Here is a 14,468-nt window from a genome sequence, read left to right on the forward strand (position 1 = left end):
TCAATGCGCTCCCTCGGCGGTCAGCAGTGCCGGGTCGGTCTGACCGATCGTGGTCAAGGTGTGGTCGACGCCCGGATTGATGATGTCCAGCGCGGGCTTCGGGTAGAAGCCCAGGAACAGCAGCAGCGCGATCAACGGTGCGACGACGACGAGCTCGCGGGGCACCAGGTCGCGGATGCGTTCGTTGCCCGCAGTCATCGGGCCGGTCATCACCCGCTGGTAGAGCCACAACATGTAGATCGACGACAACACCAGGGCGGTGGTGCCGACTGTCGCAGCCACCCAGTACCGGTTGAATGTGCCTATCAGCACCAGGAATTCACTGATGAACGGCGCCAGGCCGGGCAGCGACAGGGTGGCCATCGCCGCGACCAGGAAGGTGCCGGCCAGCACCGGGGCCACCTTCTGCACGCCGCCGTAGTCGGCGATCTTGCGGGCGCCGCCGCGCCGCGAGATCAGGAATCCAGCGATCAGGAACACCGCCGCGGTCGACAGCCCGTGGTTGAGCATGTACAGCGTCGAGCCGCTCTGGCCCTGACTGGTCATCACGAAGATGCCCAGGATGATGAAGCCGAAGTGCGAGATCGAGGTGTAGGCGATCAAGCGCATGATGTCGCGTTGGCCGATCGCCACCATCGCCCCGTAGACCACCCCGATCACCGCCAGCGTGATGATCGCCGGCCGGAAATAGATTGAGGCGTCGGGGAAGAGCTGCAGGCAGTAGCGCAGCATGCCGAAGGTGCCGACCTTGTCCATGATCGCCATCATCAGCACCGCGGTCGCCGGGGTGGATTCCACCGCGGCATCGGGCAGCCAGCGGTGCGCCGGCCACAACGGGGCCTTGACCGCGAAGGCGAACATGAAGCCGGCGAACAACAGTTTGAGCACACCCGGGTCGACGGTGGTGGTTCCCGGCGAGAACGCCGAGACCAGTTCGCGGAAGTCGAAGGTGCCGCCGGAAGTGCCCTCCTGGGCGCTCACCACGTACACCCCGATGACCGCGGCCAACATGATGAGGCCACCGAACAGGTTGTACAGCAGGAACTTCAACGCGGCCTGCGATCGTTTGGCGCCGTTGCCGAAGCCGCCGATCATGAAGTACATCGGGATCAGCATCGCCTCGAAGAACACGTAGAACAGCAGCACGTCCAGCGAGACCAGCGAGATCAGCACCATGGATTCGACGGTCAGGGTCAGAGCGACGTAGGCGTGCGGGCCGCGACTTCGCTCACCTCCGTCGTTCCAGGCGGCCAGCATCAGAAGTGGAATCAGTCCGGCGGTCAGCAGCGCCAGAATCACCGCGATACCGTCCACGCCCAGGGTGTAGCTGGCCCCGAACGCCGGTATCCAGGAATGGGATTCGACGAATTGATACGGTGCCGCCACCGGGGTGGTGTCGAAGCCGACGGTGATCACGACCGCCACCGCCAGCGTCGCCAGACTCACCAGCAGTCCGGTGAACTTCGCCAGCCGGGTCGCGCCGCCGGGCAGCACGATCACCAGTCCGGCACCGACCAGCGGCACCAGCCACAGCAGACTCAGCCAGGGCAGGTTTGCGTTCACAGGTGCACCGCCAGCACTACGGCGGTGACCAGCACCGCTCCGGCGAGCATGGTCAGCGCGTACGAGCGCACGAAGCCGGTTTGCAGGCGCCGCACCAGGATCGACCCGACGGCGACCAGACCGGCCAGGGTGTTGACCGAGCCGTCCACCGCGCGGTCGTCGACGTCGACCAGGACTTGCGCCAGTCGGTTACCCGGACGCATGAAAACCTCCTCGTTGACGGCATCGCCGTAGAGATACTCGCGGGCGGCCACCGTCAGGACGGACACATCGGTGGGCGCGGTGATGGGTATCGGCTTTCGGCCGTACATCCGGTAGGCCACCGCGCACCCGAGCAGTACGACGCCCAGGGTGACGGCGCCGGTGAGCCAGGCCGGGATAGCATGGGCCGCCTCATGTTCGGCCAACTCGGCGATCGGGGTCACTACCGGACCCAGCCAGTGCTCGAGGCGCCCTCCGATCGCCAGCACGCCGCCGGAGAGTACCGCGCCGGCGGCCAGCACGATGATCGGCCAGGTCATGACCCGCGGCGCCTCATGCGGATGTTGCAGTGCCCGCTCGGCGCTCACTTCGCTCTCGTTCGCCGCCCACCGCCGCTCGCCGCCGAACGTCATCAACATCACCCGGGTCATGTAGAACGCGGTGATGCCCGCACCTGCGATGGTGACCGCGCCCAGCACCCAGCCACGTGTCCCGCCCGAGGCCAGTGCGGCCTCGATGATGGCGTCCTTGGAATAGAACCCGGCGAACGGCGGCACCCCGATGATCGCCAGGTAGCAGATTCCGAACGTCACGAACGTCACCGGCATGAACGTCCGCAGCGCGCCGTAGCGCCGCATGTCCTGCTCGTCGTTCATGCCGTGCATCACCGCGCCGGAGCCCAGGAACAGGCCGGCCTTGAAGAAGCCGTGGGTGAGCAGGTGCAGGATCGCGACCGCGTAGCCGGCCGGGCCCAGACCCGCCGCCAGCACCATGTAGCCGATCTGGCTGACCGTGGACGCCGCCAAAGCCCGTTTGATGTCGTCCTTGGCGCAGCCGATGATCGCACCGAACAACAGGGTGACCGCGCCGACGACGATGACCGCCAGCCGGGCGTCGGCGGACAGGTCATAGACCGGTCCGGACCGCACGATCAGGTACACCCCGGCGGTCACCATGGTGGCGGCGTGGATCAGCGCCGACACCGGGGTCGGGCCCTCCATCGCGTCGAACAACCAGGCCTGCAACGGAACCTGCGCGGACTTGGCGCAGGCGCCGAGCAGCAGCAACAGTCCGATGGCGGTGGTCAGACCGCTCGGGCCGTCGGCCTGGACAGCACTGAACAGGCCGTCGTAGGACAGCGTGCCGAACCCGGCGAACATCACGAACATGGCCAGCGACAGCCCGAAGTCGCCGACCCGGTTGGACACGAACGCCTTCTTACCGGCCGTCGCGGCGGACGGCCGGGCGTACCAGAAGCCGATCAGCAGGTAGGACGCCAGGCCGACGCCTTCCCAGCCGACGTAGAGGCCGAGGTAGTTGTCGGCGACCACCAGCAGCATCATCGACGCGACGAACAGGTTCAGGTAGGCGAAGAAGCGTCTGCGGTCGGGATCGTGCTCCATGTAGCCGATCGAGTAGATGTGGATCAGCGCGCCCACCCCGCTGATCAGCAGCACGAAGCAGATCGACAGCTGGTCGATCAGCAACCCGAAGTCGATCTGCAGTGCACCGACCGGAACCCAGTTGAACAGGTGGGTGTGAATCGCCCGGTCGTCGCCCGCTCGGCCCAGCATGTCGACCAGCAGCCCCAGCCCGATCGTGAATGACCCGAGCACGGTGGCGGTTCCCAGCAGATGGCCCCACCGGTCGGTTCGCCGTCCTCCGACCAGCAGGACCAGCGCACCTACCGCGGGCAGCGCCACCAGAAGCCAGCTCAGCTGGCCCAGATTCGTCATAGAGCTCCCCAAATCCCTAGCCGCGCAAAAGGTTCGCGTCGTCGACCGACACCGAACGCCGGGCCCGGTAGATCGTCATGATGATGGCCAGCCCGATCACCACCTCGCAGGCGGCGACGACCATGGTGAAGAACGCCACCATCTGGCCGTCGAGCTCGGAGTGCAGCCGGGCGAAGGTGACGAACGCCAGGTTCGCGGCGTTGAGCATGAGCTCGACGCACATGAACATCACCAACGCGTTGCGCCGGAACAACACTCCGGTGGCGCCGATGGTGAACAGCATCACCGACAGGTACAGATAGTTCTCCGGATTCACTGGTTCGAACCCTCCCCGTCGGCGTGCGCGGCATTCCCGCTGGCGCCGACCCAGCGGTGCGTCAAGGTGTCCGACACCGACAGCGCCGAGAACGAGCCGTCAGGCAGTCTCGCGGCGATGTCCACGGCGTTGTGGCGCGCGTACACGCCGGGCGTCGGCAGCGGGGTCGGGTGGTGACCGGCCTGGAATCGCCGGATCGACAACTCCCGCTGCGTCATCCGCGGTTGGAGCCGCTCGCGGTGGGTGAGCACCATGGCTGCGACCACCGCGGTGATCAGCAGCGCGCTGGTGAGCTCGAACGCCCAGAGGTAGCGGGTGAAGATCAGCGCCGCCAGGCCCTCCACGTTGTTCTGATTCAATTCCTGGCCACTGTCGACCGCTGCGCCCGGAGCACCGACCTGGCGCAGATGCATGGTGGCGCCGCCGATCCCGGCGATCAGCAGGATTCCGAAGGCGGTGCCGGCCAGCGTTCCCGCGACTCGCTGGCCCCGCAGCGTCTCCCGCAGTGATTCGGGGGAGTCGACGCCGATCAGCATCATCACGAACAGGAACAGCATCATCACCGCGCCGGTGTAGACGATGACCTGCACCACGCCCAGGAACATCGCGTCCTGGGCGAAGTAGAACACCGCCAGGATGAGCATCGTCATCGCCAGGAACAGTGCGGAATACACCGCCTTGGCGGCGGTGACGACGCCGAGCGCGCCGACGACGGCCAGCGTGCCCAGCACCCAGAACGCCACCGCCTCACCGGTGGAGGTGCGGATGACGACGTCGGAGGCGAGTTGCACGGTGTTCATCAGGCCTTGCCCTGTTTCTTGCGGTCCAGCATCACGAACAGGTCCGGGTTCTCATCGAGCCCGTCGGGGCTGACCCGACCCAGGTAGTAGTCCTTGTCGGTCGCGCCCGGCGGCATCGCGTGCGGCGGAGCGGTCATTCCCGGTTCCAGTGGCGCCAGCAATTGGTCGCGCTCCCAGATCAGATCGGCCCGGTTGTCGGCGGCCATCTCGTACTCGTTGGTCATCGTCAGCGCGCGGGTCGGGCAGGCCTCGATGCACAGGCCGCAACCGATGCACCGCAGATAGTTGATCTGGTAGACGCGGCCGTAGCGTTCGCCGGGGGAGAAACGCTGCTCGTCTGTGTTGTCGGCGGCTTCGACGTAGATGGCGTCGGCCGGACAGGCCCAGGCGCACAGCTCACAGCCGATGCACTTCTCCAGCCCGTCCGGGTGCCGGTTGAGCTGGTGGCGGCCGTGGTAGCGCTTGGCCGTCGGCTTCTTGTGTTCGGGGTAGCCGTCGTTGATCGGCTTTTTGAACATCGTCTTGAGGGTGACGCCGAACCCGGCCAGGGCGTCGCGCAGGCTAGCCATTGACGTCCTCCTTGAGCCGCGGCGAATTGCGCTGCGGTAGTGGTGGTGTCGGGAATGAACCCTCGTAGGTGGCGACAGGTGGCGGCAGCGGTTCGTAGTTGTCGCCGCGCACCGCACTGAATTGGCGATGCAGCAACACCACTGCCACCACGGTGGCCAGCGTGCTGACGGCGGCGAGTATCGCTTCCCAGTGCGGGTAGCCGTGGTTGCCCAGGCTGCGCATCGCTGCGGCGAACAGCACCCAGATCAGCGCCGACGGGATGAGGATCTTCCAGCCCAGGGCCATGAAGTGGTCGTAGCGCAGCCGGGGAAGGGTGGCCCGCAGCCAGATGTAGATGAAGATGAATCCCCACACCTTGGCGGTGAACCACAGCAGCGGCAGCCAGCCCTGGTTGGCGCCGGGCAGGAGGCTCAGCGGCAGCGGTGCGTGCCAGCCGCCGAAGAACAGGGTGACGGCCAGCGCCGACACCGTGGTGATGTTGATGTATTCGGCGAGGAAGAACAACGCGAACTTCAGCGACGAGTACTCGGTGTGGAACCCGCCGACCAGCTCGCCCTCAGCCTCGGGAAGGTCGAAGGGGGCCCGGTTGGTCTCACCGACCATCGCGGTCAGGTACACCAGGAAGGCCGGCATCAGCAGGAACGCGAACCACACTCGGTCCTGGGCGGCCACGATGCCCGCCGTCGACATGGTCCCGGCATAGAGGAACACCGACGCGAACGCCAGACCCATCGCGACCTCGTAGGAGATCACCTGCGCTGTCGAACGGATCCCACCCAGCAGCGGGTAGGCCGAACCCGACGACCAGCCGCCCAGGATGATCCCGTACACCCCGATCGAGGACATCGCCAGGATGAACAGCACCGAGATCGGCAGGTCGGCCAGTTGCAGCGTGGTGTGGTGACCGAAGACGCTCACCTCGGGGCCGAACGGCATGACCGCGAACGCCGTGACCGCCGGCACCGTCGAGATGATCGGCGCCAGCACGTAGATCACCTTGTCGGCGCCGACGGGGGTGATGTCCTCCTTGAGTGCCAACTTGATGCCGTCGGCGAGGCTCTGCAGCCAGCCCTTGGGTCCGACCCGGTTGGGGCCCGGACGCATCTGCATGCGCCCCAGCACCTTTCGTTCGATGACGATGGCGAACAACACCGTCAGCACCAGGAAGACGAAGACGCACAGCACTTTTGCCAGCATCAACCACAGGGGATCGATCATGGTCTGCGTCCAATCTGTACCACCGCGCCTGGGGTGACCCCCAGTTCTCGATGCACCGCCGATTCCGCCGAGTTCAACGGCAGCCACACCACCCGGTCCGGCATCTCGGTGACCACCAGTGGCAGGGTGACGTGGCCGCGCTCGGTGCTCACGGTGACCGGATCCCCTGGTGCCGCCCCGATCTCTTCCGCGGTCGCCGCCGACAGCCGGGCAACCGGCTTACGGGCGGTGCCGGCAAGGTTCGGTTCGCCGTCTTGCATCGATCCGTTGTCCAGCAGCATGCGCCAGCCGGCCAGTACGGCCGTACCCGCGGCGGGCTGCAGCGCGGTGCCGGCGGCTACATCAGGCCCGTCCGCCCGCGCACCGTCCCAGGTGCCCAGGCCGGTGAGTTCGTCGCGAGCCGCCTCCACTGTTGAAAGCCCCAGTGCCACACCCATTTCCTCGGCGATGGCGTCAAGCACCCGGACGTCGGACAAGGTACCGCGCTCACCCAACGCGACACCGAAACGGCGCGGCCGGCCTTCCCAGTTGAGATACGTGCCGGTCTTCTCGACTGCCGCTGCGATCGGCAGCACCACATCGGCTCGCTCGGTGACCTCACCGGGGCGCATCTCGAGGCTGACCAGGAAATCCACCGTGTCCAGCGCGATCAACGCCGCCTCCGGGTCGGCCAGATCGGCCGGTTCGACCCCGCCGACCAGCAGTGCCCCCAACGTGCCGTCCGCGGCGGCCGCCAGGATGGCGTCGGTGTCGCGGCCGGTCTGCGCCGGCAGATCGCCGGGGCCGTCGAGACCCCACGTCCGTGCGATCTCGGCCCGCGCGGACTCATCACCCAGCGGACGGCCACCGGGCAGCAGACCCGCCAGTGCACCGCAGTCCAACGCGCCGCGCTCTCCGGCGCGCCGCGGCACCCAGGCCAGCCGGGCGCCGGTCGCCTCGGCCAGCCGTGCCGCCGCCGACAACGCCCCCGGTGAACTGGCCAACCGCTCGCCGACCAGCACCACCGCGCCAGGCCGGCGCAGCAGCTGCCCGACCTCGCCGTCATGCAGTCCGTCCAGCACCGCGGCCTCACTGCCCGGCACCGTCGGCAGCAGGGTGCCGAACATCTTGGTCAGCGCGCGATCGGCGAAGGGCGCCACGCTGAACACTTTGGTGTCCTTCTTGCGGGCCGCCTTCCGCAGCCGCAGGAAGACCATCGGTGACTCTTCCTCGGGCTCGAAGCCGGCCAGCAGCACCGCCGGTGCGGATTCCAGATCGGCGTAGCTCACCCCGATTCCACGGCCGGCCACCCGGGCCGCCAGGAATGCGGCTTCCTCGGCGGACTGCGGGCGGGCCCGGAAGTCGATGTCGTCGCTGCCCAGCGCCACCCGAGTGAATTTCGCGTAACCGTAGGCGTCCTCGGCGGTCACCCGTCCGCCGACCAGCACGCCGGTGCGGCCCTGGGCCGCCGCCAGGCCGCGCGCCGCCACCGCCAGCGCGTGCGGCCAGGAGGTGGGCACCAGGGTCCCGCTGGCGTCGCGGACCAGCGGGGTGGTGATCCGGTCGCGCTGGGTGGCGTAGGTGAATGCCCAGCGGCCCTTGTCGCAGTTCCATTCCTCGTTGACGTCCGGGTCCTCGCCGGCCATCCGGCGCATCACCTTGCCGCGACGGTGGTCGGTGCGCTGGGCGCAGCCCGACGCGCAGTGCTCACACACGCTCGGGGTGGACACCAGGTCGAACGGCCGCGCCCGGAACCGGTAGGAGGCGCCGGTGAGCGCCCCGACCGGGCAGATCTGCACGGTGTTGCCGGAGAAGTACGAGTCGAACGGGGTGTCGGTGTAGATGCCGACCTGCTGCAGGGCGCCGCGTTCCATCATCTCGATGAACTTGTCGCCGGCGATCTCGTCGGAGAACCGGGTGCAGCGCGCGCACAGGATGCAACGGTCCCGGTCCAGCAGCACCTGCGAGGAGATGTTGATCGGCTTGGGATAGGTCCGCTTGGCCTCTTCGAAGCGAGTCTCGGTGCGGCCGTGGGTCATCGCCTGGTTCTGCAGCGGGCACTCGCCGCCCTTGTCACAGGTCGGACAGTCCAGCGGGTGGTTGATCAGCAGCAGCTCCATGACCAGATGCTGAGCCCGGTCGGCTTCGGCGGAGGTGTGCTGGGTGCGCACCACCATGCCCTCGGCGGCGGCCACCGCGCAGGACGGCTGCGGCTTGCGCTGACCTTCGACCTCGACCATGCACTGACGGCACCAGGCCACCGGGTCCAGCAGCGGGTGGTCGCAGAACCGGGGGATCTCGATGCCCAGTTGCTCGGCGGCCCGAATGATCAAGGTGCCCTTGGGAACGGTGATCTGCCGGTCGTCGATGGTGAACGTCACCGACTCCGGGTTCTCCGGCTGCCCGGTCATGCCGCACCGCCTTGCGTTCCGTTTGGCACGAACATGCTCGCTTTCGGGTCGAACGGGCAGCCCCCGTCGAGGTGGGCGATGTACTCGTCACGGAAGTACTCGATCGATGACTTCACCGGCATAGCCGCACCATCGCCCAAGGCGCAGAACGACTTCCCGAACAGCACATCGGCGATATCCAGCAGTGTGTCGAGGTCTTCGGGTGTGCCGCGGCCGGTCTCGAGCCGTTCGTAGATCGGCACCAGCCAGTAGGTGCCCTCGCGGCACGGGGTGCACTTGCCGCAGGACTCGTGTTTGTAGAACTCTGACCAGCGCCGGGCCGCGCGCACCACGCAGGTGGTCTCGTCGAAGATCTGCAGGGCCTTGGTGCCCAACATCGAACCGGCCGAGGCCATGCCCTCGTAGTCCAGCGGGATGTCGAGGTGTTCCTCGGTCAGCAGCGGCGTGGACGATCCGCCCGGCGTCCAGAACTTCAACCGGTGGCCGTTGCGGATCCCGCCGGCGTAGTCCAGCAGTTCCCGCAGCGTGATACCAAGCGGTGCCTCGTACTGGCCGGGCCGATTCACATGCCCCGACAGCGAATACAGTGTGTAGCCGCGGGACTTCTCGGTGCCCATAGACCGGAACCACTCCGGCCCGTTGCGCAGGATCGACGGAACGCTGGCGATGGATTCGACGTTGTTGACCACCGTGGGGGAGGCGTACAGACCGGCGACCGCGGGGAATGGCGGGCGCAGCCGCGGCTGGCCCCGGTAGCCCTCCAGCGAGTCGATCAGCGCGGTCTCCTCACCGCAGATGTAGGCGCCGGCACCGGCGTGCACGGTGATGTCCAGGTCGAAGCCCGTGCCGCCGATGTCGGTGCCCAGCAGACCCGCCGCATACGCCTCGGCCACCGCGTTCTGCAGCCGCCGCAGGATCGGCAGCACCTCGCCGCGCACATAGATGAAGGCGTGCCGGGCCCGGATCGCGTGGCAGCAGATGATCATGCCCTCGATGAGCACGTGCGGTGTTGCCAGCAGCAGCGGCATGTCCTTACAGGTGCCCGGCTCGGACTCGTCGGCGTTGACCAGTAGGTAGTGGGGTTTGGCGCCCGCTCCGTCGTTGCCCTGCGGGACAAAGGACCACTTGGTTCCGGTGGAGAAGCCGGCACCGCCGCGCCCGCGCAGCCCGGAGTCCTTGACCAGCTCGATGACGTCGTCGGGTGTCATGGCCAGCGCCCGCTGCATGCCCAGGTAGCCGCCGTGCCGGCGGTAGGTCGCAAGCGTCCAGGACTCGGGGTCGTCCCAGTAGCTGCTCAGAACCGGCGTCAGTGCGGTTGCCGCAGTCGGGGAGGTCGGTGAGGGACTCACTGTGCGCTCCCGTCGGAATCCGGTGCTGCCATGCCGTGCTCCTGGGCGAACCGCAGCCCCGCCAGCGTCGGCCCGGCCGGGCCACCCTGGCCGTCGTCGGGACGGCCGTCGGCGAAACCGGCCAGCACCCGGGCGGTTTCGCGGAAACTGGTCAGCGGCAGGCCGCGGCTGGGCCGAACCTCGGCACCCGAACGCAGCGCGTCGGTGAGGTCGCGCGCGGACTCAGGTGTCTGCTGGTCGAAGAACTCCCAGTTGACCATCATCACCGGCGCACAGTCGCAGGCCGCGTTGCACTCGATGCGCTCCAGCGTGACCTTGCCGTCGGCGGTGGTCTGCTCATCGTTGACGTCCAGGTACTCCTTGAGAGCGTCGTAGATGGCGTCGCCGCCCATCACCGCGCACAGTGTGTTGGTGCACACCCCGACCAGGTATTCGCCGGTGGGCTTGCGCCGGTACATCGAGTAGAACGAGGCGACCCCGGCTACGTCGGCGCCGGTCATTCCGAGCACCTCGGCGATGAAAGAAATGCCGGCGGGCGTGATGTAGGAGTCCTCGGCCTGCACCAGATGCAGCAGCGGAATGATCGCCGAGCGCGGCTGCGGGTAGCGGGCGATGATCTCCTTGGCATCGGCCTCCAGCCGGGCACGCACCTCATCGGAGTAGGCCCGGGGCGCGTCGGGGTGGTTGAACTGATTGGGTTCCTCCGGCGGCCGGCCCAGCTGCAGGAACACCCGGTTGCCGTCGGTGCCGGCGGTCGGCGGCATGAGCCGCCCCCGCCCGGTCTTGCTGACCTGTCCGCCCGTCTCGCTCACCGGTCCACCCCGCCCATCACCGGGTCGAGACTGGCGACCGCGGCGATCACGTCGGCGACCAGCCCGCCTTCGCTCATCGCGGCGACCGCCTGCAGGTTGGTGAACGACGGATCCCGGTAGTGCACCCGGTAGGGCCGGGTTCCGCCGTCTGAGACCATGTGCACCCCCAGCTCGCCGCGTGGCGACTCGACCGAGACGAACACCTGCCCCGGCGGTACCCACAGATCCTCGGTGACCCGCTTGAAGTGGTGGATCAGGCCTTCCATCGAGTGGCCCATGATCCAGCCGATGTGCTCCTTGGAGTTACCCTGCCCGTCCGGGCCGATAGTCAGGTCGGCCGGCCAGGCGATCTTGCGGTCGGCGACCATGACCGGCTGGCCGTGCGACTTGACCAACCTGTCTGCACATTGTTCGACGATTTTCAGGGACTCCTTGATCTCTGCGATGCGAATCAGATAGCGGCCGTAAGCATCACAGCCATCGTCGGTGATCACATCGAATTCGTAGTCCTGGTAGCCGCAGTACGGTTCCGCGCGGCGCACGTCATAGGGCAGGCCGGTGGACCGCAGTACCGGACCGGTGATGCCCAGCGCCATGCACCCGGTCAGATCCAGATAGCCCACGCCCTTGGTGCGGGACTTCCAGATGTAGTTCTCGGTGAGTAGGTCCTCGATGTCCTTGAGCCGCTTGGGCATCAGCTTGAGGAAGTCGCGAATCATGGGGATCGCCTCGTCGGGCAGATCCACCGACACCCCGCCGGGCCGGATGTACTGATGGTTCATCCGCAGCCCGGTGATCGCCTCGAAGATGTCGAGTACCAGCTCACGTTCCCGGAAGCCGAACAACATCACCGACAGCGCACCGAGTTCCATGCCGCCGGTGGCCAGTGCCACCAGGTGCGAGGAGATCCGGTTGAGTTCCATCATCAGCACCCGGATCACGCTGACCCGCTCCGGAATGTCGTCGGTGATGTCGAGGAGCTTCTCCACCCCGAGGCAGTAGGCGACCTCGCTGAAGAACGGTGACAGGTAATCCATCCGGGTCACGAACGTGACGCCCTGGGTCCAGTACCGGCTCTCCAGATTCTTCTCGATGCCGGTGTGCAGATAGCCTATGCCGCAACGGGCTTCGGTCACCGTCTCGCCGTCGAGTTCGAGAATCAGGCGCAGCACGCCGTGCGTCGACGGGTGCTGGGGCCCCATGTTGACCACGATGCGTTCACCCGGGTCGGCGGCCTTGGCCGCTTCGACCACCTGGTCCCATTCCTGCCCGCCGACGTTCAGCACGGTGCGGGGCGTATCGGTGCTCATTACTTGTAGGCCCTCCGCTGGTCCGGCGGCGGAATCTGCGCGCCCTTGTACTCGACCGGGATACCGCCCAGCGGGTAGTCCTTGCGCTGTGGGTGGCCATGCCAGTCGTCGGGCATCTCGATGCGGGTCAGCGACGGATGGCCGTCGAAGACGAGCCCGAAGAAGTCGTAGGTCTCCCGTTCGTGCCAGTCGCAGGTGGGATAGATCCCGAACAGCGAAGGAATGTGCGGATCCGCGTCCGGGGCAGTGACTTCCAGGCGCACCTTGCGGTTGTGGGTGATGGACCGCAGCGGATACACCGCGTGCAGCTCACGGTCGGTGTCACCGGGGTAGTGCACTCCGCTGACCCCGAGGCTGAGTTCGAAACGCAGGTCCGGGTCGTCGCGCAGCAGTCGGGCCACCGTCGGCAGCTGCGCCCGGTGGATGTGGAGCGTCAACTCGCCGCGATAAACCACGACTTTCTCTACGGCGTCGGCGAATTCGACACCATCGGCCTGCAGTCGCGCGGCCAGGGTGTCGACCAGTTCGTCGAAGTAGCCACCGTAGGGGCGCGGTGTCTCGGCGGGCAGCGCGGTCTCGGTCACCAGGCGTCCGTAGCCGGAGGTGTCACCGCTGCCGGCCGCACCGAACAGGCCGTGGCGAACCTTGATCACGTCGGCAGAGGTGTCCGGGCCGTCACCGGTGGTGTCCTCGCTCACCGCAGCAACCCCTTCATCTGCCAGGTGGACGGTGCCGACAATGCCGCCTGCTCGGTCTCGGTGATCACCTGTTCCCGGTTGGCTCCCAGCGGCATCTGGCGAATCTTCTCGTGCAGCTTGAGGATTGCGTACATCAGCATCTCCGGCCGGGGCGGACACCCGGGCAGATAGATGTCGACCGGGACGACATGGTCCACCCCCTGCACGATGGCGTAGTTGTTAAACATCCCGCCCGAGGAGGCGCACACGCCCATGGCCAGCACCCACTTGGGCTCCACCATCTGGTCGTAGATCTGCCGCAGCACCGGCGCCATCTTCTGGCTCACCCGCCCGGCCACGATCATCAGGTCGGCCTGCCGCGGCGAGGCGCGGAACACCTCCATGCCGAACCGGGAGATGTCGTAGTCGGGCGCCATCGACGACATCATCTCGATGGCGCAACACGCCAGGCCGAACGTCGCCGGCCACAGTGATCCCTTGCGGAAGTACCCGGCCAGGTCCTCCACCGTGGACAGCAGGAGCCCGCTCGGCAGTTGTTCTTCTAGTCCCATCGCAAAGCCCCGCCCACTCAATCCCAACTAAGGCCGCCGCGCCTCCACACGTACGCGTACGCGACGAAGACGACGACGGCGAACAGCACCATTTCAATCAGGGCGAACACCCCGAGCCCGTCGAAGGCGACGGCCCAGGGGTAGAGAAAGACGATCTCGATATCGAAGACGATGAACAGCATCGCGGTCAGGTAGTACTTCACCGGGAAACGCTGCCCGGGCGGTGCATGCGGACCGCTGACCGGTTGGTCGGTGGGCTCGATACCGCACTCGTAGGCTTCCAGCTTCGACCGGTTGTAGCGCGACGGGCCGGCAAGCGCCCCTGCGACCACGGAAAATACGGCAAAACCGGCGGCGAGTGCCGCGAGCGCGAGGATCGGCAGGTACAGGTTCATGCGCTGTGACGTTGTTCCCTTCCGGGGCGTCGATGTGAGTTCACGCACAGCCTAGTCCGCGGCAACCAGGCGGTTGCGAAGAATCCGAAATTGCCGACAACTGTGACGGGCATCACCCGCACCGGTCAACGGCGACAGGGGATTTCGCGCCTGAGGGTGCCCTAACCCGTGCGCAGCAGACCCAGGACCGCGCGGCTGAGCGCCATGGGGTCCACCGGGTGGGCCACGGCGGCGTCGGCATGCGACCACCGGGCCAGCCAGGCGTCGTCGGCGCGGCCGGTGAGCACCACGATCGGCGGGCAGGGGGTGATCTCGTCCTTGAGCTGTTTGCACACACCCATACCGCCGGCCGGGGTGGCCTCGCCGTCGAGCACCGCCAGGTCGATGCCGCCGGCATCCATCTGCCGGATCACCACCGGCTCGGTGGCCACCTCGACATAGCTGAGCTCCGGAAGGTCGGGATGCAGCTGTTTGCCCAGCGCGGCCGTCACCTTCGCGCGGGTCGAAGCGTCGTCACTGTAGACAAGAATCCGCAGCTTGGCGGTGGAGTCAGACACGG

At 67.1% G+C, this 14,468-nt stretch carries 14 protein-coding genes; all 14 read right to left on the bottom strand.

Annotation, left to right across the window (positions count from 1 at the left end; all coding sequences use genetic code 11):
• Nucleotides 1-1,563 (bottom strand): NADH-quinone oxidoreductase subunit M, encoded by a 1,563-nt coding sequence (locus tag K6T84_RS05185; protein WP_224861686.1) that lies wholly within the window; start codon nt 1,561-1,563, stop codon nt 1-3.
• Nucleotides 1,560-3,500, bottom strand: coding sequence for an NADH-quinone oxidoreductase subunit L (gene nuoL / locus K6T84_RS05190; protein ID WP_225400407.1), 1,941 nt, complete (start codon nt 3,498-3,500; stop codon nt 1,560-1,562). The genes K6T84_RS05185 and nuoL overlap by 4 nt, the downstream gene beginning before the upstream one ends.
• Nucleotides 3,501-3,516: 16 nt before the next feature.
• Nucleotides 3,517-3,816 carry an NADH-quinone oxidoreductase subunit NuoK gene (gene nuoK / locus K6T84_RS05195; RefSeq protein WP_225396716.1) on the bottom strand — a complete coding sequence of 100 codons (300 nt, stop codon included), beginning with the start codon at nt 3,814-3,816 and terminating at the stop codon, nt 3,517-3,519.
• Nucleotides 3,813-4,616, bottom strand: coding sequence for an NADH-quinone oxidoreductase subunit J (locus K6T84_RS05200; RefSeq protein WP_224861680.1), 804 nt, complete (start codon nt 4,614-4,616; stop codon nt 3,813-3,815). Before K6T84_RS05200 ends, nuoK begins: the two co-directional genes overlap by 4 nt.
• Entirely contained in the window at nt 4,616-5,185 is a 570-nt protein-coding gene (nuoI, locus tag K6T84_RS05205; protein ID WP_224861678.1) for an NADH-quinone oxidoreductase subunit NuoI, read from the bottom strand. Before nuoI ends, K6T84_RS05200 begins: the two co-directional genes overlap by 1 nt.
• On the bottom strand, nt 5,178-6,404 hold the full coding sequence (gene nuoH, locus K6T84_RS05210; RefSeq protein WP_224861676.1) for an NADH-quinone oxidoreductase subunit NuoH: 1,227 nt from the start codon (nt 6,402-6,404) through the stop codon (nt 5,178-5,180). Before nuoH ends, nuoI begins: the two co-directional genes overlap by 8 nt.
• Complete coding sequence (locus tag K6T84_RS05215) at nt 6,401-8,794, bottom strand: NADH-quinone oxidoreductase subunit G (RefSeq protein WP_225396714.1); 2,394 nt, start codon at nt 8,792-8,794, stop codon at nt 6,401-6,403. The genes nuoH and K6T84_RS05215 overlap by 4 nt, the downstream gene beginning before the upstream one ends.
• On the bottom strand, nt 8,791-10,143 hold the full coding sequence (gene nuoF, locus K6T84_RS05220; protein ID WP_225400406.1) for an NADH-quinone oxidoreductase subunit NuoF: 1,353 nt from the start codon (nt 10,141-10,143) through the stop codon (nt 8,791-8,793). Before nuoF ends, K6T84_RS05215 begins: the two co-directional genes overlap by 4 nt.
• On the bottom strand, nt 10,140-10,907 hold the full coding sequence (nuoE, locus tag K6T84_RS05225) for an NADH-quinone oxidoreductase subunit NuoE (RefSeq protein WP_225402038.1): 768 nt from the start codon (nt 10,905-10,907) through the stop codon (nt 10,140-10,142). The genes nuoF and nuoE overlap by 4 nt, the downstream gene beginning before the upstream one ends.
• Nucleotides 10,908-10,951: 44 nt before the next feature.
• On the bottom strand, nt 10,952-12,265 hold the full coding sequence (gene nuoD / locus K6T84_RS05230) for an NADH dehydrogenase (quinone) subunit D (protein WP_225400405.1): 1,314 nt from the start codon (nt 12,263-12,265) through the stop codon (nt 10,952-10,954).
• A complete protein-coding gene (locus K6T84_RS05235) occupies nt 12,265-12,963 on the bottom strand; it encodes an NADH-quinone oxidoreductase subunit C (protein WP_224861669.1) in 699 nt (232 codons plus the stop codon). Before K6T84_RS05235 ends, nuoD begins: the two co-directional genes overlap by 1 nt.
• Nucleotides 12,960-13,514, bottom strand: coding sequence for a NuoB/complex I 20 kDa subunit family protein (locus K6T84_RS05240; protein ID WP_224861667.1), 555 nt, complete (start codon nt 13,512-13,514; stop codon nt 12,960-12,962). The genes K6T84_RS05235 and K6T84_RS05240 overlap by 4 nt, the downstream gene beginning before the upstream one ends.
• A 17-nt stretch (nt 13,515-13,531) precedes the next feature.
• Nucleotides 13,532-13,909 carry an NADH-quinone oxidoreductase subunit A gene (locus tag K6T84_RS05245; protein WP_225400404.1) on the bottom strand — a complete coding sequence of 126 codons (378 nt, stop codon included), beginning with the start codon at nt 13,907-13,909 and terminating at the stop codon, nt 13,532-13,534.
• 161 nt (nt 13,910-14,070) lie between these two features.
• The gene (locus K6T84_RS05250) at nt 14,071-14,466 is read right to left on the bottom strand and encodes an Rv3143 family two-component system response regulator (RefSeq protein WP_225400403.1); all 396 of its coding nucleotides are present in this window, start codon (nt 14,464-14,466) and stop codon (nt 14,071-14,073) included.
• Nucleotides 14,467-14,468 lie beyond the last annotated feature (2 nt).

The organism is Mycobacterium zoologicum (genome assembly GCF_020181635.2).
Classification (GTDB): Bacteria; Actinomycetota; Actinomycetes; order Mycobacteriales; family Mycobacteriaceae; genus Mycobacterium; species Mycobacterium zoologicum.

Bases quoted from the DNA above. Each gene is read 5' to 3' on its own strand.
- nuoL (WP_225400407.1), bottom strand. From the start codon at position 3,500: ATGACGAATCTGGGCCAGCTGAGCTGGCTTCTGGTGGCGCTGCCCGCG.
- K6T84_RS05200 (WP_224861680.1), bottom strand. From the start codon at position 4,616: ATGAACACCGTGCAACTCGCCTCCGACGTCGTCATCCGCACCTCCACC.
- nuoI (WP_224861678.1), bottom strand. From the start codon at position 5,185: ATGGCTAGCCTGCGCGACGCCCTGGCCGGGTTCGGCGTCACCCTCAAG.
- nuoH (WP_224861676.1), bottom strand. From the start codon at position 6,404: ATGATCGATCCCCTGTGGTTGATGCTGGCAAAAGTGCTGTGCGTCTTC.
- K6T84_RS05215 (WP_225396714.1), bottom strand. From the start codon at position 8,794: ATGACCGGGCAGCCGGAGAACCCGGAGTCGGTGACGTTCACCATCGAC.
- nuoE (WP_225402038.1), bottom strand. From the start codon at position 10,907: ATGCCGCCGACCGCCGGCACCGACGGCAACCGGGTGTTCCTGCAGCTG.
- nuoD (WP_225400405.1), bottom strand. From the start codon at position 12,265: ATGAGCACCGATACGCCCCGCACCGTGCTGAACGTCGGCGGGCAGGAA.
- K6T84_RS05240 (WP_224861667.1), bottom strand. From the start codon at position 13,514: ATGGGACTAGAAGAACAACTGCCGAGCGGGCTCCTGCTGTCCACGGTG.
- K6T84_RS05245 (WP_225400404.1), bottom strand. From the start codon at position 13,909: ATGAACCTGTACCTGCCGATCCTCGCGCTCGCGGCACTCGCCGCCGGT.